At 49.0% G+C, this 26,529-nt stretch carries 21 protein-coding genes; 15 read left to right on the top strand and 6 right to left on the bottom strand.

Annotated elements, in window-relative coordinates; all coding sequences use genetic code 11:
- Positions 1 to 18: 18 nt before the first annotated feature.
- From B0D95_RS06565 to B0D95_RS06550, 4 genes are all read right to left on the bottom strand, one after another.
- The gene (locus B0D95_RS06565) at positions 19 to 2,130 is read right to left on the bottom strand and encodes a carboxy terminal-processing peptidase (protein WP_078043155.1); all 2,112 of its coding nucleotides are present in this window, start codon (positions 2,128 to 2,130) and stop codon (positions 19 to 21) included.
- Between the two features lie 211 nt (positions 2,131 to 2,341).
- The gene (locus B0D95_RS06560; protein ID WP_078043154.1) at positions 2,342 to 3,274 is read right to left on the bottom strand and encodes a transporter substrate-binding domain-containing protein; all 933 of its coding nucleotides are present in this window, start codon (positions 3,272 to 3,274) and stop codon (positions 2,342 to 2,344) included.
- 207 nt (positions 3,275 to 3,481) lie between these two features.
- On the bottom strand, positions 3,482 to 3,892 hold the full coding sequence (locus B0D95_RS06555; RefSeq protein WP_078043153.1) for a hypothetical protein: 411 nt from the start codon (positions 3,890 to 3,892) through the stop codon (positions 3,482 to 3,484).
- Between the two features lie 217 nt (positions 3,893 to 4,109).
- The gene (locus B0D95_RS06550; protein WP_078043152.1) at positions 4,110 to 5,186 is read right to left on the bottom strand and encodes a 3-deoxy-7-phosphoheptulonate synthase; all 1,077 of its coding nucleotides are present in this window, start codon (positions 5,184 to 5,186) and stop codon (positions 4,110 to 4,112) included.
- 400 nt (positions 5,187 to 5,586) lie between these two features.
- Between B0D95_RS06550 and B0D95_RS06540 the strand changes: the two genes are divergently transcribed.
- Positions 5,587 to 7,761: a patatin-like phospholipase family protein gene (locus tag B0D95_RS06540; RefSeq protein WP_078043150.1), complete on the top strand. Its 2,175-nt coding sequence runs from the start codon at positions 5,587 to 5,589 to the stop codon at positions 7,759 to 7,761.
- A gap of 68 nt (positions 7,762 to 7,829) precedes the next feature.
- Here B0D95_RS06540 and B0D95_RS06535 read toward each other — a convergent pair whose 3' ends face one another.
- Together B0D95_RS06535 and B0D95_RS06530 are read right to left on the bottom strand one after the other, a co-directional pair.
- Positions 7,830 to 8,579 (bottom strand): TIGR04219 family outer membrane beta-barrel protein, encoded by a 750-nt coding sequence (locus tag B0D95_RS06535; protein ID WP_078043149.1) that lies wholly within the window; start codon positions 8,577 to 8,579, stop codon positions 7,830 to 7,832.
- An 80-nt stretch (positions 8,580 to 8,659) separates the two neighbouring features.
- Entirely contained in the window at positions 8,660 to 9,556 is an 897-nt protein-coding gene (locus tag B0D95_RS06530) for a LysR family transcriptional regulator (protein ID WP_078043148.1), read from the bottom strand.
- A 159-nt stretch (positions 9,557 to 9,715) separates the two neighbouring features.
- On the opposite strand from B0D95_RS06530, the gene leuC reads away from it, so the two are divergent.
- The 14 genes from leuC to purF all read left to right on the top strand — a co-directional run bounded on the left by leuC (position 9,716) and on the right by purF (position 26,514).
- On the top strand, positions 9,716 to 11,137 hold the full coding sequence (leuC, locus tag B0D95_RS06525) for a 3-isopropylmalate dehydratase large subunit (RefSeq protein WP_078043147.1): 1,422 nt from the start codon (positions 9,716 to 9,718) through the stop codon (positions 11,135 to 11,137).
- A 16-nt stretch (positions 11,138 to 11,153) separates the two neighbouring features.
- On the top strand, positions 11,154 to 11,801 hold the full coding sequence (gene leuD / locus B0D95_RS06520) for a 3-isopropylmalate dehydratase small subunit (RefSeq protein WP_078043146.1): 648 nt from the start codon (positions 11,154 to 11,156) through the stop codon (positions 11,799 to 11,801).
- A 23-nt stretch (positions 11,802 to 11,824) separates the two neighbouring features.
- Complete coding sequence (gene leuB, locus B0D95_RS06515; protein WP_078045648.1) at positions 11,825 to 12,901, top strand: 3-isopropylmalate dehydrogenase; 1,077 nt, start codon at positions 11,825 to 11,827, stop codon at positions 12,899 to 12,901.
- A 33-nt stretch (positions 12,902 to 12,934) separates the two neighbouring features.
- Positions 12,935 to 14,041 (top strand): aspartate-semialdehyde dehydrogenase, encoded by a 1,107-nt coding sequence (gene asd, locus B0D95_RS06510; protein ID WP_078043145.1) that lies wholly within the window; start codon positions 12,935 to 12,937, stop codon positions 14,039 to 14,041.
- A 365-nt stretch (positions 14,042 to 14,406) separates the two neighbouring features.
- Complete coding sequence (locus tag B0D95_RS06505) at positions 14,407 to 17,583, top strand: FimV/HubP family polar landmark protein (protein ID WP_078043144.1); 3,177 nt, start codon at positions 14,407 to 14,409, stop codon at positions 17,581 to 17,583.
- A gap of 93 nt (positions 17,584 to 17,676) precedes the next feature.
- The gene (truA, locus tag B0D95_RS06500) at positions 17,677 to 18,576 is read left to right on the top strand and encodes a tRNA pseudouridine(38-40) synthase TruA (RefSeq protein WP_078043143.1); all 900 of its coding nucleotides are present in this window, start codon (positions 17,677 to 17,679) and stop codon (positions 18,574 to 18,576) included.
- Positions 18,577 to 18,705: 129 nt separating this feature from the next.
- Positions 18,706 to 19,323, top strand: a complete 618-nt coding sequence (locus B0D95_RS06495; protein ID WP_210403689.1) for a phosphoribosylanthranilate isomerase — start codon at positions 18,706 to 18,708, stop codon at positions 19,321 to 19,323.
- A 42-nt stretch (positions 19,324 to 19,365) separates the two neighbouring features.
- Positions 19,366 to 20,592 (top strand): tryptophan synthase subunit beta, encoded by a 1,227-nt coding sequence (gene trpB / locus B0D95_RS06490; RefSeq protein WP_078043141.1) that lies wholly within the window; start codon positions 19,366 to 19,368, stop codon positions 20,590 to 20,592.
- A 64-nt stretch (positions 20,593 to 20,656) separates the two neighbouring features.
- The gene (gene trpA / locus B0D95_RS06485) at positions 20,657 to 21,466 is read left to right on the top strand and encodes a tryptophan synthase subunit alpha (protein WP_078043140.1); all 810 of its coding nucleotides are present in this window, start codon (positions 20,657 to 20,659) and stop codon (positions 21,464 to 21,466) included.
- A 90-nt stretch (positions 21,467 to 21,556) separates the two neighbouring features.
- On the top strand, positions 21,557 to 22,417 hold the full coding sequence (accD, locus tag B0D95_RS06480; protein WP_078043139.1) for an acetyl-CoA carboxylase, carboxyltransferase subunit beta: 861 nt from the start codon (positions 21,557 to 21,559) through the stop codon (positions 22,415 to 22,417).
- 24 nt (positions 22,418 to 22,441) lie between these two features.
- Positions 22,442 to 23,725: a bifunctional tetrahydrofolate synthase/dihydrofolate synthase gene (folC, locus tag B0D95_RS06475; RefSeq protein ID WP_078043138.1), complete on the top strand. Its 1,284-nt coding sequence runs from the start codon at positions 22,442 to 22,444 to the stop codon at positions 23,723 to 23,725.
- Between the two features lie 34 nt (positions 23,726 to 23,759).
- Complete coding sequence (locus tag B0D95_RS06470; protein WP_078043137.1) at positions 23,760 to 24,359, top strand: SPOR domain-containing protein; 600 nt, start codon at positions 23,760 to 23,762, stop codon at positions 24,357 to 24,359.
- A 77-nt stretch (positions 24,360 to 24,436) separates the two neighbouring features.
- On the top strand, positions 24,437 to 24,958 hold the full coding sequence (locus tag B0D95_RS06465) for a CvpA family protein (protein WP_078043136.1): 522 nt from the start codon (positions 24,437 to 24,439) through the stop codon (positions 24,956 to 24,958).
- 29 nt (positions 24,959 to 24,987) lie between these two features.
- On the top strand, positions 24,988 to 26,514 hold the full coding sequence (purF, locus tag B0D95_RS06460) for an amidophosphoribosyltransferase (protein WP_078043135.1): 1,527 nt from the start codon (positions 24,988 to 24,990) through the stop codon (positions 26,512 to 26,514).
- Positions 26,515 to 26,529: the final 15 nt, after the last annotated feature.

The raw sequence follows: 26,529 nt of genomic DNA, 5'->3' as shown, positions 1-26,529 counted from the left end.
AGGGTTAAAAAAGAATAGTTACTGTTGTTGTGCGACTTTGGTTTCTGGATGCTTAATTTGACCAATAAAGTCAGCGAGGATATGGCCTGCTTCCATGAGATAAGGATCTTCTTTTGGGTTGATCTCTTTGCTCTTTTCTTGTTCAGGCTCTTCCTCTGATTCATCACCGCCTTTGGCTTTTTTCAAGGCCGCATAATCAGCATAAGGTTTTTCACCTTTTGCAGTGCGCAACTCGTTTTCCATTTTCAGCATGCGTGCTTCAAGTTGTTTCTGCTCTTCTTTACGTGTCTCCAAGCGCAGTGAAACTTCTTTTTTATCTGAGGCTTCTTTGAATATTTCACTCTGCTTGTTCAGGTAAATAAAGTCAGGGTCATGTGCCAGGCGTTCTTGATGGGCAGTCTCAATGCGCGGCAAATATTTGCTGATGTTGTAATAATTTTGGTGTGGAGCAGGGTGGATCCGATCCCAAGGCAGGGCGTTATCGTAGCTGCTTTCACCAATTTGATCCGGGTCTAACAAGCTGGGTAATTTCACATCGGGAATGACACCGCGGTGCTGGGTACTATCGCCGGAGATGCGGTAAAACTTGGCTTCGGTAATTTTCAGGCGGCCATGTTTTAAATCAACCAGATTTTGCACTGAGCCTTTACCAAAGGTCGTTGAGCCAATCACTATGCCACGGCCATAATCCTGAATAGCACCCGCAAAAATTTCCGATGCCGATGCACTTAAGCGGTTAATTAATACGGCAATGGGCGCACGGTATACTGCTGGCTGATAGGCGCGATAGTTGCGCGATACTGTATCGTCACTCTGACGAATCTGTACAACAGGGCCCGGGTCAACAAACAAATCAGTGAGCATGGCTGCCTCTGGCAGCGAGCCGCCACCATTGTCACGCAGGTCGATAATAATGCCGTCAACTTTCTCTTTGTTTAATTCGTTCAACAGGTTGTACACGTCGCGTGTGGTGCTTTTGTAATTCGGGTCGCCTTTTTGATAGGCCTCAAAATTCATATAAAAAGTTGGAATGTCAATAACACCCAGCTTAAAGGTGGAATCACCATTTTTAATTTCAAATACCGCTTTCTTGGCTGCTTGATCTTCCAGTTTGACGGTTTCGCGTTTGATGGTGATTTGCTTATTGGCCGTCGCTGTTGGATCTGCCGGCATAACTTCCAGGCGCACAATGGTGCCTTTCGGGCCGCGAATTAATTTCACTACTTCATCCAGCCGCCAACCAACTACATCGACAAATTCGCCATCAGCACCTTGTGCGATAGAGACAATTTTATCGTTTGGTTTGAGTTGACCTTGTTTTTGTGCGGGGCCGCCAACCACCAAGCTGCTGACCTTGGTGTAGTCTTCATCGCTCTGCAGTACGGCGCCAATACCCTGAAGCTCAAGCGACATGCTGATATCAAAGTTCTCGGCATTTTCCGGGGATAAATAATTGGTATGGGGATCATACAGTGTGGTGAGTGAATTCATCATTACACTGAATGCTTCTTCTGGTGTTTGCTGCTTCAGGCGACGCAATTGGTTAGCGTAGCGCTTGCGTAAGGTTGTTTTACTCTCTTCCAATGTTTTGTCGGAGAGCATGGAGTTGAGTAAATTGGATTTCAGGTATTGATGCCAAAGTTTATCCGCCTCGGCAGCGTTGGCTGGCCAAATTGCTTTTTCGCGGTCGATCACGATGGATTCTTCAACGTCAAAATCAAATTTTGTATTGGGATCATCCAGCGTTTTAATCACTTTTTCCAGCCGCTCCACCATGCGCTTGTTGAAGCGATTGTAGATGGCAAAGCTATTGTCCAGTTGCCCCTTTTTGTAGTCATCATCAAAGGTCTTGCGGTATTTTTCAAACTCGGCAACATCGGTTTGCAAGAAAAAATTCTTGGCGCTGTCCAGTGATTTCAGGTACTCATCAAAATAGCGCGACGACAGGGCATCATTGAATTCCTGATCGCGATAGTGTTCTTTGTTGAGTTTTTCTACCAGATCAACAACGGCTTTACTTTGCTCGGCGGTAGGTTTGAGCTCTGCAACAGTTGCCAACCCCGGCAGGGCAAGGCTTATCAAAAGACTGAATAGCGTAAATTTTAGCGATCTTACAACAGCAATTTGCATAAAGAGCTTCTCAAAAGGTCAAAAACACGCAAGCGAAAGTAGCGGGGCCAAGTAGAGGGGGATAACCCCTTATTTCTCTCATAATAGCGGAAATGGGGGAGTAAAAGCAGTATCAGCACCGTAAACGACGCGGTGCTGACAGTTAATGTGAGTCTGTTTTTGCGGAAAAGTTTCTTTTTACAGGGGCAAGGCTTGTTGCTGCCCCCGTCCATTATTCGTCGGAGGGAGGCGAATCTTCCGTGCTATTCTCCTCAGTTATGATATTGGCAGGGGTGTTGCGTGTTAAATCCAGCCATAGTTCCTTCCTGTCCAAGGGTGTTGCTTTAGGTAGGTAGGGGTTGTTAATGCGTATGGCTCGACGGTTGGGTAGATCTGCTTTTTGCAATGCCTCTTGAACTTCCGGGCTGCTGTAAAAATATTTATCAAAGGCGCCATCTTTGATGGCGGCTTCAAGTCCGTCTTCTATATCTTTGGCCAATTCCGGATCTTTAGGTGTTACAAAAAAATAGGTCGGTAGCGGATAAATCAGTACCAGCCGTTTTTCTACAGTTAGCGGCAAATCAGGAAAGGCGCTGAGCTCAGTCCAAACTTCGTTAGCGCCGCGGGGGAATGCGTCAAAACGCCCACCATCCAGCATGTAGTAAAGGCTGGGTTTTTTGGTGGCTTTAACAACATCAAGGCCGGCACTTTCCAAAATAGAGGCATCTTGCCAACTGCGCCCTTGGCCTAGCTTTATCGTTTTAAGGTCTTCGAGTGTATTGATATTGTCGAAGCGTGCTTGATCACCTTGGCGGATAAAAAAGAGGCGGTGATTCATCAGCCCCCGGTAGGCGTCAATTCTGACGGGAATGAAATCCTGCTCCATTTCTTCCGATGTGCCGCCCCACATAACGGAAATACTGCCTGATTTTACCGACTCCATTACCCGTGGTCGTGAGTAAACCTCAGGCGTAGAGCTATAAACATAGTCTGTTGTTGAATAAGATAGCGCCAGTTTTAGCAAGCCGTTCATGTAGTCGGTTTGCACATTGGACTTCATGTTGGTGATAACCGTCTTCTGTTTGGCAAAAGCCTGTGAGGGTATGGCGAGCAAGACAAAAAGGCCTAAAAACAGGCAGGCCATTTTACGGATGGTGTTGGGCATAAAAACTACTCGTCAAGAGTTGACTGATTATAGCGCGCAGTAACGCGCAGCCAGCATTGTGCCGGTTCAATTCACAGAACCATTGTGCAACAGCTTGACCGGATAATTGCCGATGAATACAGGTCTCTATCGTACCTGTTTATAGTGATGTGCTTGAGTTTAGGCTATGGAGTCGAGGGGTGCTACTTAAGAAACGGTAAGAGTTGTTTAGCAGGTAGAGCTGCAATCAAACATCATCTGCATGAAATCGATTTGTTCCTGATTGCTGATGAGGGTGGGGCTTACCCGAACTACTTTGCGATTTTCCCAAATATAGTCGTAACGCGTGAAACTGAGCTGTCCATCGAGCCGTTCATCCGCGCTGACAATCAAGCTTTGCCGGGGCGAGGTGTCTAACATGTCCAGTAGCTCACGTATTGTCCGGTGCAAATGTTGCTGGCTCAGTAGTGCATGAGGGCCAATATGGCTGACAAAAATATAATCGCAACCCAGCATAGTACTAACACTCAATACCAACTCACCCATTGCCACTGCTTTCACCACGGCAGAGCTTCCAGCGGAGGTAAGAGACTGGTCGGGTTTGGTGATTGGTGTTTTTAGGGGGTGACTGGATGCCATAATAAACTCTTCATGGTGACGCGGATTTGCGTGGGAGGAGGCTGATCCCAATAGTCATTGAGTGGGGAATCTAACAGTCAGTCAGTGAAAAGGCCAGAGAAGTGCTTGATTTTGTGTCGGTAAATTTAACAATCTGTGAGTGAGCTAACGCTCATACAGAGATCCTATAAACAAAAAAGCGGCCACAAATGACCGCTTTTCGGGAGGCTTCCAGTAATCAGGCTTGCGCTCTTTTTACCAGTGCCTCTTTGATGGTGTCGCGCATTTTGCGCAGGCTGTTTTCGGTGGTTTCCCAGTCAATACATGCATCAGTAACTGATACACCGTATTTCAGGTCGCACAGATTGGCGGGAATATTTTGATTGCCCGCGCCAATATTACTTTCCACCATCAGGCCGATAATCGAGTTGTTGCCCTCCAGAATTTGGTTGGCAACATTTTCCATAACCAGTGTTTGCAGTTCATGGTTTTTGTTTGAGTTGGCGTGGCTGCAATCGACCATGATGTTGGGAACGACTTTAGCTTTAGCCAGCTCTTGCTCGCACGCCGCAACGCTGACGGAGTCGTAGTTGGGTTTGCCGTTGCCTCCGCGCAGTACTACATGGCCATAGCCGTTGCCGCGCGTGTGGATAATGGCTACCTGACCTTCAGTGTTGATGCCCAGGAAGCGGTGCGGCTTGGAGACCGACTGCAGCGCGTTGATCGCTACGGTCAAACCACCATCGGTACCATTTTTGAAACCTACTGCAGAGGAGAGGCCACTCGCCATTTCGCGGTGCGTCTGTGACTCTGTGGTGCGGGCACCAATAGCAGACCAACTGATCAGGTCGTGCAAGTATTGCGGCGAAATCGGGTCCAGTGCCTCTGTTGCCGCTGGCAGGCCTAGCTCGGCGATGTCCAGCAGCAGTTGTCGACCAATGTGTAATCCTTCTTCAATCTTGAAGGAGTCATCCAAGTAGGGGTCGTTGATCAGGCCTTTCCAGCCCACGGTGGTGCGCGGTTTTTCAAAATAGACGCGCATCACTACATAAATAGTGTCACTCACTTCGTCGGCTAATTTTTTCAGGCGCTGGGCGTAATCTTTGGCGGCGGCTACATCGTGAATCGAGCAGGGGCCGATCACGACAAAAATGCGGTGATCCTTGCGATCAAGGATATTGCGTACAACCTCACGGCCTTGGGTAACAACATCCCGTGCTTTTTCTGTCAGGGGAATTTTGTGTTTTAACACTGCTGGGGAAATCAGCAGTTCTTGTGAGACCACATTGAGGTCATCAACTTGTGTTTGGGGCATGGTCATGGCTTCCTGGAAATTCATAATTCGTAGGCCATTCTACCGAAGGATGGTCAAAAAGTGGGATGCTTTTTTTAATTAAGCTAATAAATAAAGACAAATACTCTGGTTATTGGCTAATGTTTGGGATGTTTAGTTTATTTGTTTTAAAAATAAACCAGTGCTATTTCATTAATCCTCAATTTACCCCTAATTTAGGGAGATATATCCTCCAGATGCTGTTGCTATCGGATATGTTGGTAGCTAAATGGCCAAAATGTAGGTTAATAAATGAGCAGGTCGTGCTTGCCATCAGCATCTTATGAAATATTTGCTATGGTAGCCTTGTGGGTAATTCTTTGCATTTTTTGCAGTGCAGAATCCAAATGCCTTTTGTGTACATAAGGAAAATCGAGACCAGATGAAAAAACTACTGGCAATAAGTTGGTTGCTGCTCTTGGGTGATGCGGCGATGGTGATGGCAGAGCCGGAACGAATAGCGCTTGTGTTAGGTGGTGGTGGTGCCCGTGGCGCTGCACATATAGGCGTTCTTGAGGTGCTTGAGCAAGAGCGTGTCCCGGTGGATTGTATTGTGGGGACCAGTATGGGGGGGCTGGTTGCCGGTTCCTATGCGGCAGGTTTGTCCCCAAAAATGATGCGCGAAAAGCTCTCTGAAGCGGATTGGACCGATATTTTCCTGGATTTGGCGGATTACTCGCAATTGAGTTATCGCCAAAAACGAGTGAGCCGGCGCTATCTGGCGGGTACGCAGATTGGCTTGTCCGAGCGAGGGTTTCAAATTCAGCCGGGGGTAGTTGCCGGCGAAAAGATAAAGCTGTTTTTCAATCAGTTGGTTGATGAGGATCTCGGCGAGCGGAACATTGAGCAGTTATCTATTCCCTTGGCGATAGTGGCAACGGATATCGGCACTGGCGAGCGGGTTGTATTCCGCGAGGGTAGTCTTACCCAAGCGATGCGGGCAAGTATGTCGGTACCGGGATTAATGTCGCCAGTGGAGTATCAGGGGCGTAAATTGGTCGATGGTGGCTTGGTTGATAACGTGCCGGTTGATGTGGCGCGGGATCTCTGTAAAGCGGATCGCGTTATTGTTGTTAATGTCGGGTCGCCCCTGCGCTCACCGGAGAATGTTGGATCGCTACTCAGTGTGACTGCGCAGATGATTGGTATTTTGACCAAGCAGAACGTTGAACGCTCACTATCGACCTTGACGGGTGTCGATATCTACATCGCGCCGGAATTGGGCGATATTCGCGCCTCGGATTTTGCACGTTATGAGGAGGCAGCGGCAACTGGAAGGGTAGCAGCAGAGCGGCAGCGCGCTGCCTTGCGCGAGCTGTCGGTGAGTGCCAACGCTTACGCGCTGTGGGGACAAAAGCGGCGCAATCCGGTACGCGATGCACCGGTCATTGATGAGATTGCGATTGCACCGACAAAGCGTGTGCATCCCGACTATGTGGCCAGGCACATTCAGCAACAAGAGAAGCATGTGCTGGACCGCGCGTTGCTTGAGCAGGATTTGATCCGCACCTACGGCGACGGCTTTTACGACAGCGTCGATTACCGGGTTGTTCGCCGCGATGAGCGCAATGTATTGGAAATCCTTGTGCGGGAGCGTGATTGGGGCTCGGATTATTTAACCTTCGGCTTTGCCATCGACAATGAGTACCGACAAGGTTCCAGCTTTAATGCGCGTGGGGCCTATCGTAATACTTGGCTCAATTCCTATGGAGGCGAATTTTTTGCCACTGTAGATGTGGGTGGAAAACCCTCCATGGAGTTAAATTTTTATCAGCCGCTTATGCCGAATCAGAGCTTTTTTGTTGAGCCACTCTATTTCAGAAAGCGCGATGCCATTGGTATCTACAGTGATGCGCATCAAGTTGCCGAGTACACGCTGGATACTTCCTATTATGAGCTTGCCCTGGGGAAGAATTTTGGCGTTTATGGCCAATCAAAACTGGGATGGCGGGAATATCACATGCGGGGCAGTGCGGATATCAGTGCAATTGTGCTTCCGGATGTGTATGAGCGATACGGCGGTATTATTTATGAATTAAATCTGGACCGGCGCAACCGTTTATATTTTCCATCGCACGGGTGGCGTGCTGATATTAGTTACTTTGACTCCCAGGGTGATGAGGAATATCAAAAACTATCGCTGGATCTGGGGGCCGCTTACAAACTTGATCAATTTGTTTTTGGCGCGCGCGCTGCTCATATCACGTCATTAAGAGGGGCGTTACCTGTTTACGATGCAGTTATGTTGGGCGGTTTCTTGAATATGTCCGGGTACGCAAGCAATCAAATATTAGGTGACGATGCCTTCTATGCGCATGTGCGTGCAGAACGTATTATGGGGCGCATGCCGCTGGGCTTGAATGGTGATTTACGTCTCGGGATTGGTATAGAGGGCGCGCGGCTGGAACAAGTTTATACGCTTGCCACCAGCGACACTTGGCTGGACTCTGCCGTCGTTTACCTGGGTGGAGAAACTCCCTTGGGTCCCTTGTATTTGGGGTATGGTTTTACCTTCAGTGGCGATTACAATTTTTATTTGCAGTTGGGTGCGTTGTGATTTTATCGCTGCGCTACACAAAAAAGCCTCGCAATAGCGAGGCTTTTTTGTGAATCGTTTTTTTGTGCTTAGAAATGGAAAATAGCGGCTGCGTAGGGGCCTTTCAAGCGGATATCAGTAATCACATCGTCTTCATCGATTTTAATCGATGCGGTCTTGTAACCCACTTCAAGTCCCAGATCCAGGGCCGAATCGAACATATAGCTGATTTTGGCGCTGTAGTCAGACACTGAGTTGTCTTTGTATTTGATGATGTTGGCTTCAACACCGGCAGAGAAACCGGTCAGTGGCAAATCAAACTGGAAGCGGGCATAGCCTAGTGGCAGGGTCACATCAACATCTACTGTGTCAGTTCTGGCGTCTGCCCGTGCCTGTAATTCACCGGAGTATTTACGTACAGTGATACCCAAGTCCAGATTCAGCCAGTTATCCAGTATTTCGTAGTAGAGCACAGCATCGGTGTAGCTCAGGTCAAAATCAGTAGCGATGCTGCCAGGGCCAAAAGACTCATTATTCAAGATGAAGTCGCTAGTTAATGTGCCGGTTTGGCGGCTGCTAATGTCATTTTGTTGCAGCTTGATATTGGGAATCAGGGGGATTGGGTGCTCAAGCGCAACATAGTAAAAAGTGTTGTTGTTTTTATCAAAGCCCAGTTCATCCATGCTGGCTGATGGGTCACCGGCGCTGCCGCTGTACTCACTTTGCCAACTGCCTGCACCGGCATAAATGCCAAAAATAGTATCGGCGCTGGCATGGCTTGCAATGATGAGCGACATTGCACCCAGTGAGCGGGTAACGAGGGGAGAGAGTAATTTCATTGTGTGTTCCTTTTGCTGAAGTTGAGGCGACGCTAGTGTAAAGAACTGCGCGTGACAATAGTGTGTTTATACGCAGTTTTTCATTGATGTGTTGGTGGAAGTGGCTGGTGTTGATCCCGTTGCAGCAGCTGCAGGAACATGCTGGCAGCGTTATTCAAGGAGCGCTGGCTATGATGTATACAACCTAGTGGGCGCATAATGGGTTCGTGCGCCACATTTAGAATCACCAATTCGCTGTCCAAAATACGTTTGGGTAATACGCCCCAGCCAAGTCCGATGCTGAGCAGCATTTTAATCGTGTCGAGGTGATTTGAAACCATACCTATATCCAGTGTTGCCGCCTGCGCCTCAAAAAGCTTGCTGATTAGCTGGGTTGTATAGGTATTGGTGTCCGGCATTACGGCAGGGTGGCGGCTTAAATCGGCCAGCTGAAGATTCTGTTGCGCGGCGAGGGGGTGGGTTGGCGCCGCGACGAAGTGGAGTTGGTCGTGCCAGAGGTTGTGGCTTTTGAGTCGCGAGTCTTGCTCAAGCGCGAGCGTGATGATGGCGAGGTCGAATCTGCCTTGGAGTATTTCATAATAAGCTTGCTCCGAATCCAAAAAGTGCAAATCCAGCTTTACCTGTGGGAATTGCGTTGAGAATTCACGTAAAAACGGTGGTAAATAATGAAGGCCTACATGGTGACTGGTCGCAATGCTCAGCTTGCCTTCCACTTCGCCTTTCAGGTCTGCGATAGCACGCTGTGCGGCTGTCACTTCACTCAATATTAATATGGCTTTGCTTAATAAAACCTGACCAGCCTGGGTTAGCGCAATCTGCCTGCCTATACGATCAAACAGTGGCGACTTTAATTGCTCCTCCAGCAAGGCAATTCGTTTGCTGATGGCCGGCTGGGTGAGGTGAAGCCGCTCTGCAGCTGCAGAGAAGGAGCCGGTTTCGGCGATGGCGACAAAGGCTTGCAGGTGTTGTGTATCCATTGGGGCTTTTTAATTCATTCCTTTATGGAATGCAATATATAAAAAAGATAAATTTGTTTTATGGGTTGCTTGAACGTACTATCACTGCCATAGAGTGATAATCAGGTAGTGCCTGATAATCCAGATAAATACCGTGCAAGCCGACATTGGAGATTCACCATGACCGCGAAAACGCTTTACGACAAACTTTGGGATGCCCACCTCGTGCAACAGCGCGACGATGGCTCCGCGCTTATCTATATCGATCGCCATATCGTCCATGAAGTGACATCTCCGCAGGCATTTGATGGTCTGCGCCTTGCTGGTCGCAAGCCTTGGCGTGTGGATTCGATCCTTGCTACGCCGGATCACAACGTTCCTACAACCCAGAAAGAACGTGCACATGGTGTTAAGGGAATTGAGGATCCGGTGTCATTGATTCAGGTGCAAACCTTGGACGACAACTGCGATGAGTTCGGTATTGTCGAGTTCAAAATCAACGATAACCGTCAGGGGATTGTGCATGTGGTAGGCCCGGAAACCGGTGCTTGCTTGCCCGGTATGACAGTTGTGTGCGGCGACTCTCACACAGCAACCAATGGTGCGTTGGGTGCATTGGCTCACGGTATTGGTACCAGTGAAGTTGAGCACGTAATGGCAACCCAATGTTTGGTTGCAAAAAAGATGAAAAACATGCTGATCAAGGTTGAGGGTAGGCTCGGTCTTGGTGTGACGCCAAAAGATGTGGTGCTCGCCATCATCGCTAAAATTGGTACCGCTGGTGGTACAGGTTATGCCGTTGAATTTGGTGGCCAGGTATTTCGCGATATGAGCATGGAAGGGCGCATGACCGTGTGCAACATGGCGATCGAAGCGGGCGCACGTGCCGGGATGGTGGCAGTCGATCAAACCACGATTGATTATGTGAAAGGCCGTACCTATGCGCCGAAAGGTGATTTGTGGGAGAAGGCGGTTGCTGACTGGAAAAACTATGTCAGCGATGAAGGTGCGCATTTTGATGCGGTTGTAGAAATAAACGGTGCGGATATCAAGCCGCAAGTGAGCTGGGGTACTTCGCCGGAGATGGTAGTTTCTGTCGAGGATAGGGTGCCGGATCCTGCCAGTGAAGCGGACCCCGTAAAGCGTAAAGATATGATTCGTGCATTGGAATACATGGGTTTGCAAGCCAATCAGCCAATTACTTCTATCCATGTGGATCGTGTGTTTATTGGCTCCTGCACCAACTCGCGCATTGAGGATATTCGTGCGGCGGCGGAAGTAGTAAAGGGGCGCACCAAGGCAGCGTCAGTAAAAGAAGCGATAGTGGTTCCCGGTTCTGGTGCAGTGAAAGCGCAGGCGGAGGCGGAAGGCTTGGATAAAATCTTCATCGCCGCGGGATTGGAGTGGCGCGAGCCAGGTTGTTCTATGTGCTTGGCAATGAATGCCGACAAGTTGGGGGCCGGAGAGCATTGTGCATCTACCTCTAACCGTAATTTTGAAGGGCGTCAGGGCTACGGCGGTCGCACTCATTTAGTGAGTCCGGCGATGGCGGCGGCGGCGGCAATTGCCGGTCATTTTGTCGATGTGCGCACATTCAACTAATCAATAGGAGACAGCCATGAAAAGTTTTACTGTATTGCAAGGCATTGCCGCTCCTATGGATCGCGCTAATGTCGATACTGATATGATTATTCCCAAGCAATTTTTGAAATCGATTAAACGTACCGGTTTCGGAAAAAACCTGTTTGATGAATTGCGTTATCTCGATGAGGGTAAGCCAGATCAAAGTTGCGAAGGTCGCCCGATTAATCCGGAATTTCCACTGAATTTTGCGCGTTACCAAGGCGCAACTGTGTTGTTATCGCGCGAAAATTTCGGTTGTGGCTCCAGTCGTGAACATGCGCCTTGGGCGTTGGATGACTATGGGTTCCGTTCGGTGATTGCGCCCAGCTTTGCCGATATTTTCTTTAATAACTGCTTTAAAAATGGTTTGTTGCCTATTGTTCTGGATGAGAAAATTGTCGATCAATTGTTTACAGAAATGTATGCCTCTGAAGGCTACCAATTGACTATCGATTTGGCATCGCAACTGGTTAAGACTCCAAGTGGTGAAAGTTTTGCCTTTGAGATTGATGAGTTTCGTAAACATTGCCTGTTGAATGGTTTGGATGATATAGGTCTCACACTTGAGCAAGCTGACGCCATTCGCGCTTACGAGGCGAAAAAGCGCGTAGAGGCGCCTTGGTTGTTTGATGTGGTTAAATAAGAATTCTTTTGATGGAGATGCTTGTGGGTAAACATATTTTAATTTTGGAAGGTGATGGGATCGGGCCGGAAATCGTGCGCGAAGCGCGTAAGGTGCTGGATGTTGTCAATGCCAAGTTCGATTTGGGCCTGACCTTTGAAAACGAATTAATGGGTGGTTGTGCGATTGATGTGCATGGCGTTCCTTTGGCTGATTCTACCCTTGAACGCGCACGCCAAGCCGATGCGATTTTGTTGGGCGCCGTTGGTGGCCCCAAGTGGGATAAACTGGATCGCTCCATTCGCCCTGAAAAGGGATTGTTAAAGATTCGCTCGCAATTAGGTCTGTATGCAAACCTGCGTCCGGCGCTGTTGTATCCACAATTGGTTGATGCCTCCTCGCTGAAGCCAGAAGTGGTTTCTGGCTTGGACATTTTGATAGTGCGCGAGTTGGCAGGCGGCATCTACTTTGGTGAGCCGCGTGGTATTCGTGTGCTGGAAAACGGCGAGCGCGAAGGCTACAACACCTATAAATACTCCGAAAGCGAAATTATTCGTATTGGTCGCACCGCATTTGAAATGGCGCGCAAGCGTAATCGCAAGGTATGCTCGGTCGATAAAGCGAACGTGCTTGAAGCAACCATGTTGTGGCGCGAGGTCATGGATACACTGCATAAAGAGTATCCGGACGTCGAGTTGTCGCATATGTACGTGGATAACGCGGCTATGCAGCTTGTGCGCGCACCAAAACAGTTCGATGTATTGGTGACTGGTAATATGTTTGGTGATATTTTGTCCGATGCGGCAGCCATGTTGACGGGCTCAATTGGTATGTTGCCCTCAGCGTCGTTGGATAAAGATGGTCGCGGTATGTATGAACCATGTCATGGCTCTGCGCCCGATATTGCCGGGCAGGGCATTGCCAACCCCTTGGCAACCATTCTGTCGGTATCCATGATGTTGCGCTATTCACTCGGATATCCTCAAGTAGCAGATGCTATCGAGGTTGCAGTCGGCAAGGTGCTGGATCAAGGTTTCCGCACCGCAGATATCTATACCGAAGGTACGACTAAAGTATCTACCTCGCAAATGGGCGATGCCGTTGTTGCAGCGCTGGCATAATCAATAGTTTTATGAATTGAAAGAGAGATAGACATGAAAGTAGGTTTTGTAGGCTGGCGTGGCATGGTGGGCTCCGTACTCATGGAGCGTATGCAAGCAGAAAATGATTTTGCCGATATCGAATCCGTATTTTTTACTACTTCTAATGTCGGTGGTGCCGCACCTGCTGTGGCTGCCGGTTTGCCCGCATTGAAAGATGCTTACTCGGTTGATGATTTGATGCAGCTGGATGTGATTGTTACCTGTCAGGGCGGTGATTACACCAATGAGATTTTCCCGAAACTGCGCTCATCCGGTTGGAATGGTTACTGGATCGACGCGGCTTCAAGCCTGCGTATGGAAGATGACGCTATTATCGTGCTTGATCCGGTCAATCAGGGTGTTATTGATGCTGCGCTGAAAAAAGGTGTTAAGAACTTTATTGGCGGCAACTGCACTAACTCCATTATGTTGATGGGCGTAGGTGGCTTGTTCCATGCTGGTTTGGTGGATTGGGTGAGCTCTATGACTTATCAGGCAGCGTCGGGCGGTGGTGCTAATCACATGCGCGAATTATTGAAAGGCATGGGCGTGATTCATAACGCGGTATCTGATGAGCTGGCGACACCTGCTTCTGCCATTTTGGATATCGACAGAAAAGTAGCTAGCACCATTCGTAATGATGTGCCGCGTGAATTCTTTCCAGCACCTCTGGCAGGTGGCCTGATTCCGTGGATTGACAAGCAATTGGATAACGGTCAATCAAAAGAAGAGTGGAAAGGGCAGGCTGAAGTTAACAAAATTTTGGGTAATACTGATGTCATCCCTGTGGATGGTCTGTGTGTGCGTATTGGCGCTATGCGCTGTCATAGTTTGGCTCTGACCATCAAACTCAAAAAAGACCTTCCGCTAGCCGAGATAGAATCCATTATCAAATCGGGCAATGATTGGGTGAAGTTTGTGCCAAACGATCGTAGCATCACTGAGCAGGAGCTAACTCCCGCTTCCATCACTGGTGGCCTCAAGATTGGGGTAGGTCGGGTACGCAAACTGAATATGGGGCCAGAATATATCTCTGCATTTGTGATTGGCGATCAATTGTTATGGGGTGCTGCGGAGCCTTTGCGTCGTATGCTGCGCATCCTTAAAGAATCCAAATAAGTGCATTGAGTCTTTAGGTTGTGTAGATGAAAACGAAAACCCCGAGTGCAGATTGCCTCGGGGTTTTTCGCTTTTTATAACCAAATCGGGTCTAAATAAGGATTTAAATGTCAGCCTTTTATCACATTTTTGCTAAAACGCTGTTAAATACCACCAAAAAGTGGCCTTTACGGGCGCTTTGTCAAGACCCCGAGTATTGATAAAAACCTATTTATAATGAATACTTACGAACGATACTGAAGATTCATTCGAGGTTTTGCGCCTCGCCAGCACAGCACTTCCAGTCGACGTCACGCTGTGTTTATCAACTAAAATGTCTGGCTAATCGAATTAATTCGGCCGTGGAATAATAAAAGGATAGCGCTATGCGTCTTCGTCAGTTGGTTTTAGCCTGTGGTCTTTCGTCCTTTGTGCTGTCACCTTATGTCAGTGCTCTGGGGTTAGGTGAGGTTAAACTCAAGTCATCACTCAATCAGCCTCTTGAAGCAGAAGTAAAACTGCTGGATACGCGCGATTTAACCGCAGAGCAGATTCTGGTGACCTTGGCATCGCCAGCTGACTTTGAGCGAAATGGTGTTGACCGCCTCTATTTCTACACCGAGCTGCAATTTCAGGTTGACCTTGAATCGGCTGATGGTCCCAAAGTCATTATTCGCTCGCGCAATCCGGTGCGTGAGCCCTATCTGAATTTCCTCATTGAGGCGCGCTGGACTGCAGGTCGCCTCTTGCGCGAATACACCTTGTTGATGGATTTGCCTACATTCGAAGAGGATGCCAAACCAGCGTCTGTGAATACGCCTGCGGCGACAGCATCGCCGCGCTATCAACCAGCTCCAACCGCGGTGCCACGGCCATCAAGCTCTTCCTCTGGTGCATCCCCATCACGTCCTTCAGCAAAACCTTCCTTAAGTGGCGATCAATACGAAGTGCGTGCAAACGATACTCTGTGGGAGATTGCACTGCGTGCTCGTCCCAATTCGAGCGTTTCTGTACATCAAAGTATGATGGCGCTGTATCGTGCCAATCCCGATGCCTTTATCAATGGCGACATCAACAAGTTGCGCCGTGGCCAGGTGTTGCGTATTCCTGATGCCAGCGATATGACGTCACTTCCTAAAGCGGATGCTGTGAGTCAATTTGCCCAGGCAACTGGCGATTCAAATTACGGTGCACAGCTAAATGCTTCGCGTCGTTCAAATACCGCGCGTACAGAATCTACAGAAATTAGCGGTCGGGTTAAGCTGGCTGCACCTTCCGCAGGTACAAATACTTCGGGTCAAGGCAGTGGTGCCAACGATGGTTCCGGGCGCGCACTTGAAGGTGAGTTGGCAGCTACTCTGGAAGAGTTGGATAAAACCAAGTCTGAAAATACCGAGCTGGGTGCTCGGGTAAAAGATCTTGAAGCTCAAATCGAAACAATGGAGCGCCTTGTTGCGGTAAGTAATGAGAAATTGCGTGCGCTTCAAGTAGCTGCCGGGCAAGAGGTTGCGCCAGCAGAAGCGGCGTCAGTGCAATCTGCTGCGCCTGCAGAGGTTGCTGCCGTATCTTCGGCTGCATCCAGTGTAGCGGCGGTTGCTCCACCGCAGCCAGCGCCCCCGAAACCTAAACCTGTTGTACAACAACCTGTGCCAGAGCCAGGCATTGTTGATTCCCTGAAAGAGAATCCACTGTGGTTGGCATTGGCTGCCTTGGGTGTTTTTGGTGCGGGAGCGGCAGCCTATGCATACCGTCGCCGCAAGCAGGCTGAAGAAGAACAAATTGAAGAAGATGATGTTTTTGCGTTGGATGATTCTGTGGGTGAGCCAGAAGATCTGACTTTGCAAAATGAGGATGACATCGGCGAATTGGCTGATACTTCTTCATTGTTTGAGGAAGAAGCTGAAACAACTGCTGTTGCTGAAACGGGCGATGTAGTGGGTGAAGCTGATATTTACATCGCTTATGGAAAGTTGGATCAAGCAGAGGAAATGCTGCTTAACGCGCTGGAGAAAGATCCGCAATCAGCCGATATCCGCATGAAATTGCTGGAGGTTTATGCGCAACAGCAAAATGCGCCCGCTTTTGATAAGCATTACTCGGTGCTGTTGCCTATCGCAGGTGCCGCGCTGCTTTCTCGTGCATCTGAACTGCGCGAAACTATTTCCAGTGCGGGTGATTTTGCAGGGGCAGCGACAGATGCGGCGGTTGCCGACAATGATTTTAATACCGACTTTTCGTTGGATAATCTGGAGCTGGATGGCCTTGATCTGGATGACTTGCATGCACCGTCAGGCAGTGAACAGAATGTTGCTGCCGAATCAATTGCCGAGGATGAGTTCAACTTTGATTTCGATTTGGATCTGGATGATGACGAGGCAACTATTGCATCACTTGAACCTGCGGAGACAGCAGGTACTGCAAATGAAGTGTCGGCATTTGATTTTGATCTGACAGAAGATGAAACCAATCTGCAAACTGAGTCAGATGATGCATCCGAACTTTCATTAGCGTTGGATCAATTGGCAAGTACAACAGCTGATGCGCCTGTCGAGCCAAAAGCATTGGATATTGACGAGGACTTCAGCTTTGATTTTGAAGATGACCTCAATTTAGCGGATTCTTTGCCAGAAACAGAAGTGCCAGAGTCATTGGAAGTGGTTGCTGATGATTTCAACCTTGACATGAATGTTGATGACGTGGATCTGGCTGCATTGGATCATGAAATGGAAAGCCTGGACGTCGACTTTGATGATGAGCCTGCCATAGCTGATTTTGCTGCCGCTGAAATAGCGAAAGACGAAGCAGCTCCGGGTGTTGATCTCGATGATGATGTATTCCCCCTGCACACTGATGCAGATTTTGGGCTTATGGCGGAAGATTTGGGTTCAACCAAGTTGGTGTTGACGGATGATCTTGATAAGGGCGATGACGTCAGGTTTGATGCTGGCTTACTGGATACTACTGAGTCTGAGCTGTCCACTGAAGTATCGGGCGCATCTATTGATCTTGATGATGCCGAATTCGAGCTTCCGGAAAGTTCATTGGATTTTGACTCCTTGAATGAAGAGCTGGCGGCGCTGGATGAGCAGTCTTTCACCTATGAACTTCACGCAGGCTCAGAGGAGGTGATTGATCTTGAGTTGCACGATGAAATTCCATCCGCGCTCAATAATCTTGATGACCTGCAGGCATTTGCTGAAACACTGGAAGAGCCGCAGTCATTGCAGTCTACGCCTGAGTTTGAGCAGCCTTTGGGTGAGGATCAAGATGAGGATTTGTTTGCCGAAGCCCTGTCTGATTTCAATACAGAATCGGATGAGTTAAATATCGATGCCTATTCCAGCGATGAATCCACGCTGGCTGATTTGTCTGATGAAGAAATGGATTCTGAGCTTGATTTTCTCGCTGATGCTGATGAGGCGGCAACCAAGCTGGATTTGGCGCGCGCTTATATCGATATGGGTGATACCGAAGGCGCAAAAGATATTCTGTCTGAGGTTGTCAATGAAGGTAGCGAAGAGCAGCGTAATGAAGCCAATGAGTTGCTCGGTCGCATAGTGTAATTTTTCCGTTGTTTAAAAAGCCTTGCATTAACCTGCAAGGCTTTTTTATTTTCAGCATCTGGTTGGCTTGGATGTTTTTGATACTGGTGTTTTATGAGCGATAACTACGTACCCGATTCAAAACCCTATACACGTAGCGGTGAAGTTGTTGCAGATACCCTGTGGCCTGAGGGAATGCACCGGATTGCGCTGGGGATTGAATATAAAGGAACGGATTATCATGGGTTTCAGGTTCAGCCTAACGGGGTGAAAACAGTACAGCAAGCCCTGGAAAAGGCGCTCTCGCGTATTGCCGATGAACCAATTTCCTTGGTGTGTGCAGGCAGGACGGATGCCGGAGTGCATGCTACGAATCAAGTTATTCACTTTGATACCCTGGCCGTTCGACCAGAGAAAGCATGGCTGCGTGGTACGCGTCCACACTTGCCGGACTCGGTTAGCGTGCGTTGGGTTAAAGAAGTGGTGCCGCAATTTCATGCCCGCTTTAGTGCGCATAATCGCACCTATAGGTACCTACTAACTGATGCGCGAACCCCATCGGGGTTGCTACATGATCAGATCACTTGGTCGTCGCGTCCTTTGACCGTTGAGTTGATGCGTGCCGCAGCAGCCTATTTGGTTGGTCGGCACGACTTTACATCGTTTCGTGCAACCCAGTGTCAGGCGAAAAGCCCTGTGCGACGAATAGAGTATTTGCATATTGCACGGCGTGGTGACCTGATTGTTCTTGAGGTGCAGGCGAATGCATTTTTGCATCACATGGTACGCAATATTGTCGGTGTGCTCATGGCGGTAGGGGCGGGCGATAAGCCTCCCGAATGGGTTGCCGATGTGCTGGCTGCGCGTGACCGCAGTGCTGGTGGTGTGACGGCCAAGCCTTTTGGTTTGTATTTGGTTGGTGTTGAATATCCTGCCGCTTTTGAATTGCCCAAGGCATCGCCGGGGCCTTTATATTTTCCTGAGCCGCTTGGTGGTTTCGCTGGCCGGGATTAGCCTGTTCCAGTGTTTTTGCGCTCATAATGGGTAAATTCTGTTATTATCGCCGCCTTATTTTTTGTCTCCCGGGCGTCCGTTATTGCCCTTTGTGTTTTTCGCTTATTGGAGCAGCCACCCTTGTCGTGCGTGCGTATTAAGATTTGCGGTATCACCAGCGTTGATGATGCTGTTGCAACCGTCAATGCGGGAGCGGATGCGCTTGGATTGGTTTTTTATGCGGCCAGTCCCCGTGCGGTCAGTATTGAACACGCGCGAAGCATTGCTTTGGCCGTAGGCCCCTTTGTCTCGGTGACTGGCTTGTTTGTGGATGCTGATCCAGAGTTTGTGCGTAGCGTATTGACTCAGGTGCCATTGCAGTTACTGCAATTTCACGGTGATGAAGCAGTGGATTATTGCGAATCATTCCAGCGCCCTTACATGAAGGCGATTCGTATGCGTCCCGAGCTGGATGTTAATGCCACTATCGCGGCTTATGCCAGCGCTTCGGGAATCCTGCTAGACGCTTACCGTCCCGGTGTGCCAGGGGGAACAGGCGAAACCTTTGATTGGGCGCGAGTCCCGCAGAAAACCTCCACACCCTTGGTGTTGGCAGGTGGTCTGACACCGGACAATGTTGCCCAAGCGATTGCTGCAACTCGTGTCTATGGGGTTGATGTGAGTGGTGGTGTAGAATCCGCTCCCGGGAAAAAAGATCACAGCAAACTAACGGCTTTTATTAATAACGCGCGACGCTGTACAGCTTGAAATCTGTTACAACAATGTCGACTTCTTACAGGTGATTAAACAGTGAGTAACACTGAGCAGAATTCTGTTATTGATTACAGTGCATTTCCCAATGCGGAAGGTCATTTTGGTCCATACGGTGGCCGCTTTGTTTCCGAAACGCTGATTTACGCCCTTGATGAACTTGAATCAATTTACATGCGTTTGAAGGATGATCCAGGTTTCCAGGCAGAGTTTGATAAAGACATGGCTCACTATGTTGGCCGCCCGTCACCACTCTATTTGGCTGAGCGGTGGACACGTGAGTTAGGTGGAGCCCAGATTTATCTCAAACGCGAAGACCTGAATCACACAGGTGCCCATAAGGTAAACAATACGATCGGTCAGGCGCTGCTGGCTAAATTCACTGGTAAGTCGCGCGTAATTGCTGAAACCGGTGCGGGCCAGCATGGTGTTGCAACTGCCACTGTGGCTGCGCGTCTGGGCTTGAAATGCCGTGTTTATATGGGCGCTGAAGATGTTAAGCGTCAGGCGCTCAATGTCTATCGCATGAAATTATTGGGCGCGGAAGTATTTCCGGTCACATCGGGTTCTCGCACTCTCAAGGATGCGATGAACGAAGCCATGCGCGACTGGGCCACCAATGTGGACGATACCTTCTACATTATCGGAACCGTTGCAGGTCCCCATCCTTACCCTCAATTGGTGCGCGATTTCCAGTCTATTATTGGTCGTGAAGCGCGTCGCCAGTCATTGGCTCAGGCAGGAAAATTACCGGATGCGTTGGTGGCCTGTGTTGGCGGTGGTTCAAATGCGATTGGTTTGTTCCATCCGTTCCTGAGCGACGACTCAGTCAAAATGTACGGTGTAGAAGCCGGTGGTTTGGGTATAGAAACCGGAAAACATGCTGCGCCGCTGAATAAAGGTATTCCCGGTGTGCTCCATGGCAACCGTACTTATCTGATGGAAGATGAAAACGGTCAAATCATCGAGACTCACTCTGTTTCAGCCGGATTGGATTACCCCGGTGTTGGTCCGGAGCACTCCTGGTTAAAAGATATTGGTCGTGTAAATTACGTGGCCATTAATGACGATGAAGCACTTGCTGCATTCCGTAAAGTAACCAAAACAGAAGGCATTATGCCTGCGCTGGAATCCAGTCACGCCTTGGCTTATGTTGAAAAATTAGCACCAACCATGAGCAAAGACCAAATCATTATCGCCAACCTTTCCGGTCGCGGTGATAAGGATATTTTGACTGTTGCCGGTTTGGATGGGATTACCGTTTAAGTCAGTGGGCACAAAAAATAGTTTATAGCGCTGCCATAACGGCAGGAAAAATCAGGAATTGTCGATGAGTCGTATTTCCCAACAGTTGATGCAAGCCAAAAGCGCAGGTAAAAAAATTCTTGTCGCTTATATAGTGAATGGTGATCCACACCCGGAAGCCACGCTGCCAACCATGCACGCCTTAGTGGAGCAGGGCGTTGATGTTATTGAGCTTGGGGTTCCTTTTTCGGATCCTATGGCTGAGGGGCCTGTGATTCAAAAAGGGCATGAGCGTGCACTTGAGTATCATATTAGCCTCAAGGGAACCCTCGAGTTGGTTAAGCAGTTTCGCGCTACCAATACAACCACACCAATTGTGTTGATGGGATACGCCAACCCTGTTGAGCGCTTTGGTTATGCGGCGTTTGCCAAGGCAGCGGCTGATGCGGGTGTTGATGGTTTGTTGACTGTTGATCTTCCGCCCGAAGAAGTGGTGCAGCTCAAAGTGTATTTGGATGCCGAAGGCTTGGATAATATTTTCTTGCTGGCTCCCACCACAACCGTGGAGCGTGCGCAGAAAATTGCCGCCTACGCCACCGGTTTTCTTTACTATGTTTCGCTCAAAGGCGTTACCGGCGCCGGACACCTGGATGTTGACTCGGTGAAGAGCAAGTTGGCCGAATTTGGTAAATTAACTGACCTGCCAGTATGTGTTGGTTTTGGCATTAAAGACCCGGAAACAGCGAAAGCCGTTGCCGCACTGGCTGATGGTGTTGTTGTCGGTAGTGTATTGGTTGATAAAATGGGCAGTATGGCAGGGAAAGACTCCGAGGAAATTGCCCGTGCTGTTGGCGATATTATTGGCAGTATTCGCGTTGCGATAGATAGTCTTTAAGTTACTTGTTCTATTCCTAAAGAGTCGGGTTGGTTGATCGCTTGAACCTGCCCGATTAATTTCATCTACATCGAGTACAGAGAAACAACCATGAGTTGGTTAGATAAAATTATCCCCAGTATTTCCCGCACCGATACCAAACGTAGCACAAAAGTTCCAGAGGGGCTGTGGGAGAAGTGCGTTAAGTGCGATGCAGTTTTATATAAGCCAGAGATGGAAAAAACACTCGATGTTTGCCCTAAATGCGATCATCACATGCGTGTTGGCGCACGTGCACGATTGAATATGTTTTTGGATCCACAGAATCGCCAGGAATTGGCAATCGATGTGGAACCAGTAGATCGCTTGAAATTTAAAGATGTTAAAAAATACAAAGACCGCTTAACCGCAGCGCAAAAAGAAACCGGTGAAAAAGACGCCTTGGTTGCCATGCGCGGTGAGCTGAAAGGTATGCCAGTTGTAGCTGTGGCCTTTGAATTTGCTTTCCATGGTGGATCCATGGGCTATGTGGTGGGTGAACGTTTTACTCGTGCAGCCACTATCGCATTAAAAGAAAATATTCCGTTCATTTGTTTCTCTGCAACGGGCGGTGCACGTATGCAAGAAGCACTGATTTCCCTGATGCAAATGGCCAAAACCAGTGCGGTTATTGAGCGTTTAAAAATGCAGGGCACGCCTTATATTTCAGTAATGACCGACCCGGTATATGGTGGTGTTTCTGCCAGCTTGGCGTTGTTGGGTGATTTGAATATTTGCGAGCCGGGCTCTCGTGCAGGTTTTGCAGGCCCGAGTATTATTGAACAAACCATTCGTCAAAAATTGCCTAAAGGTTTCCAGCGTGCCGAGTTCTTATTGGAGCATGGTGCGATTGACATGATTATTCATCGTCGCGATATGCGTGATAAGTTGGCATCACTTTTAGCAAAATTCACTCGTAAAGCTGCAGTTTAAGCTTTTTCAGCGAACAGTTAATTCATGCAATCAACGTCGCTTCCTGTGTGGCTCGCGTGGCTGGAGCAAAACCATCCACGTGAGATAGACCTTGGCCTCGAGCGCATAGCTACAGTGGCCAAACGTATGTCCCTGCTGAACCCTACTGCGACAGTAGTGACTGTCGCCGGCACTAATGGCAAAGGCTCTTGTGTGGCCGCTACTGCTGCATTGCTTGGTGCGGCAGGATTCTCTGTAGGTGTCTACACCTCTCCTCATCTTATTCGTTACAACGAACGCATTGTGGTTGATGGCGAAGTTGTTGCTGACGATGAAATTTGTACTGCCTTCAATGCAATATATTCAGCTTGCCAGTTGGTAGATGAGTTGGCTTCATCGCCTATCAGTTTGACTTATTTTGAATACAGCACTCTCGCTGCCCTGGGTGTTTTCCGTCGCCGCAACGTGACTGCTATGGTGCTTGAAGTCGGACTCGGTGGTCGTTTGGATGCCATCAACATTATTGATGCAGATATCGCGGTAATTACCAGTATTGCGTTAGATCATACAGATTGGCTGGGAGACAACCGCGAAGTCATCGGTGTTGAAAAAGCTGGAATTATGCGCGCTGGAAAGCCTGTTATTTGTGCAGATCCTTCCCCACCAAACTCTATTGCCGCCAGTGCAAGCCAGTTGGGGGCGGTCCTCTATTCGCTGAACCATGACTTTGGCTATACCGCCTCTGCGCAACATACTTGGGCTTGGTGGTCTAAGGGTTATGAGTTTGTCGATCAGCCTATACCGCAGTTGCCCTTGCCAAGCATGGCCGCTGCCTTGCAGGTTGCTGTCTTATTGGGGCTTGATCTAACGGCAATTCGTGCTTTTGAGTGTTTGTCTGGTTTGCGTGTACCCGGTCGTTTTCAGCAATGCACATGGCGTGATCGAGAAGTGATTCTGGATGTTGCGCACAACCCCGCTGCTACGGCCTATTTGTTGTCGCGATTGCAACAGTCCCAACTATTGCCTAGGCCGATTCATGCCGTGGTCGCCATGATGTCAGATAAGGATCGCGTGGAAAGTCTTGTGAATCTAAAAGCGGTGGTGACAAGCTGGTACCTTGCCGATCTCTCATTCATTTCGCGTGCTGCAACGGTTGATGAGCTACAGCAAACGTTGGCAGAGATGGGGTGTTCTGCTGTATCCAAAGGCAGCGTGGCCGATTGTTTGAGTGCGGCACACGGCGCTTCAAATCCAGGTGATATCATTCTGGTGTTCGGCTCTTTTCACACAGTTGCAGCAGGTCTGCAAGCCATTGACTACTCGTTTTAAGCGGGTGGATTAACTTTTTAGGCAGGGGTTTTAGGTGAGAGAATCAGTAAAACACCGTTTGATAGGCGCAGCAGTATTGACTGCGGTTGCTGTGTTGTTCTTGCCCAGCTTCTTCAAGGATCGTCAGCAATATCAGGTTGATACTGGGTCGCATATTCCCGGGCGCCCCAGCATTACGGCGGTTGACTTCAATGAGCCAGAGCAGCCCGAGGGCATAGAGCCTGCACCTGCACCTGAAACCATGTTTGTCCCTGCCGATTCGGAAGACATTGCTCCTGCTGACGATAAGAATCTGGATGACGAAAAGGCAGTGGTAGCCAGTACGCCCAGTTCCTCAGCGGTTGTCGTTACATCCAGCTCGGCGATGTCTACGGCATCCAATGACTCAATGTTGCCTGAAGGTTGGGTGATTCAAGTTGCCAGCCTGAGCGCGCAAGAAGGAGCCAATAAATTGCGCGATCAACTGCAAGCGGAAGGGCATAGGGCCTATGTCAGGGTGGTTCCGCTGGCTAACAACACCATCTATCGCGTTTTTATTGGGCCAAAGCAAAGTAAAGCTGAAGCCATGTCGGTTAAAACCCAGTTGGATAGTCGTCTGAAAGTTAATTCTCTCGTTTTACCCTTTAAACCCTAAAGCAATCAGCAGTCGACCTCTGTTAGAATGCGCGCCTCTGTAAACCACTCATTGCTGATATGGGAGCGGGCGGGTCTATGAATTGGGCTGATTGGGCCATTATCGCTATATTCTCGCTCTCCTGTTTGATAGGCCTGATCCGTGGGTTTGTACGTGAAGCCCTGTCATTGGTTATTTGGGTTGCTGCTGTGTTGGTTGCCAAAATGTTTGGCGGCCAGTTCGAATATCTTTTGGCTAATCAAATTGAAACGCCCTCTGTGCGTCTGATGACTGCCTATGCCGTGCTTTTTGTTGCAACTTTATTGCTGGGGGCTATGGCTAGCTACCTGATTGGTGCATTGGTGCGAGCGACCGGATTATCGGGCACAGATCGACTACTGGGTATGGTTTTTGGTGTTGCCCGGGCATTTATTGTGGTGATGGCCCTGCTTATTCTGTTGCCGGCTTTTTTGCCGGTCAATCAAGATGAATGGTGGCATGAGGCGCTATTGATTCCCCATTTTCTGGCGTGTGAAGAGTGGGCGCGATCAGCCTACGAACAGGTTAGCCAATGGTGGATGACGTTGTTCGGCAGCCTTGACTCTCCTGAAAAAGTTTAACCTTGTTTAATTGTTATTGAGGCAATCTTATGTGCGGCATTGTAGGTATTGTGGGTAAACGCGATGTGAATGTGCAGCTTTACGATGCGTTGACGATCTTGCAGCACCGTGGACAGGATGCCGCCGGCATGGTCACCTGTCAGGATGGCCGTATGAGCCAACAAAAAGCCAATGGTCTGGTTCAGGATGTGTTTAGAACTCGCCACATGCAGCGCCTGTTAGGCAATATGGGGATTGGCCATGTTCGCTACCCAACGGCAGGCAGCTCTGGCCCTGCGCTGGCACAGCCGTTTTATGTGAACTCACCTTACGGTATTGCGCTTGCGCACAACGGCAACCTCACTAATGCCGATAAGCTCAGCGAAGATATTTTTAAAACCGACCTGCGCCATGTCAATACTGATTCAGATTCGGAAGTGTTGCTCAATGTGTTTGCACATGAAATGCAAATGCAGGGCAAACTCAGCCCGACTGCCGACGATATGTTTGCGGCTGTGGCCGGTGTGCACAATCGTGTTACCGGTGGTTATGCCGTGGTTGCCTTGATTGCGAATTACGGTTTGATTGCGTTCCGTGACCCCAATGGTATTCGTCCGCTGGTGTACGGCAAGCGTGCGGCGGAAGAGGGCGGGATTGAGTACATGGTGGCATCGGAAAGTGTTGCCTTGGATGTGCTCGGCTTTGAATTGATTGATGATGTTGCACCGGGCGAAGCCATTTACATCACCGAAGAAGGTGAGTTGCATCGTCGCCAATGCGCTAAAGCGACACGCTTAACGCCGTGTATTTTTGAACACGTGTATTTCGCGCGCCCCGATTCGATTATGGATGGTATTTCTGTTTACAAAGCGCGTTTGCGTCAGGGTGAAAAGCTCGCAGAGAAAATTTTGCGTGAGCGTCCTGATCACGATATTGACGTTGTTATTCCTATTCCTGACACCAGCCGTGTTGCTGGCCAGGCACTGGCGCAAAAACTGGGCGTGAAATTCCGCGAAGGTCTAGTAAAGAACCGCTACATTGGTCGTACATTTATTATGCCCGGCCAGCAGCAGCGTAAAAAATCCGTACGCCAGAAACTAAATCCCATTGAGTTGGAATTTAAAGGCAAAAATGTATTGCTGGTTGATGACTCCATTGTGCGCGGCACAACTTGCCAGCAAATTATCCAAATGGCACGGGATGTGGGTGCCAAGAAAGTGTATTTTGCTTCTGCTGCACCCGCTGTGAAATACCCGAACGTTTATGGGATCGATATGCCAACCACCGCCGAGTTGATTGCCCATGGCCATAGCGATGAGGACGTGTGCCGTGAAATTGGCGCAGATTGGTTGATTTACCAGAATTTGGACGATTTGATTGCGGCTTCCACCGAAGGTAACAACAAAGTGACCGAATTTGATTGTTCCGTATTTACCGGTGAATACTGTGCTGGCGATGTAACGCCAGAGTATTTGGAAAAAGTTGCTGCGGCCCGTAACGACAGTGCCAAGTCAGGCAAAAAAGTAAAACAAATGGAATTACCGATTGGCTTGCATAATGGCGCGGCACGCGGCTAAGAAACGATTGGATAA

It is taken from the genome of Cellvibrio sp. PSBB023, from assembly GCF_002007605.1.
GTDB lineage: Bacteria > Pseudomonadota > Gammaproteobacteria > Pseudomonadales > Cellvibrionaceae > Cellvibrio.
The sequence above is the reverse complement of the archived record's forward strand: the minus strand, read 5'-3'. Positions and strand labels throughout refer to the sequence as shown.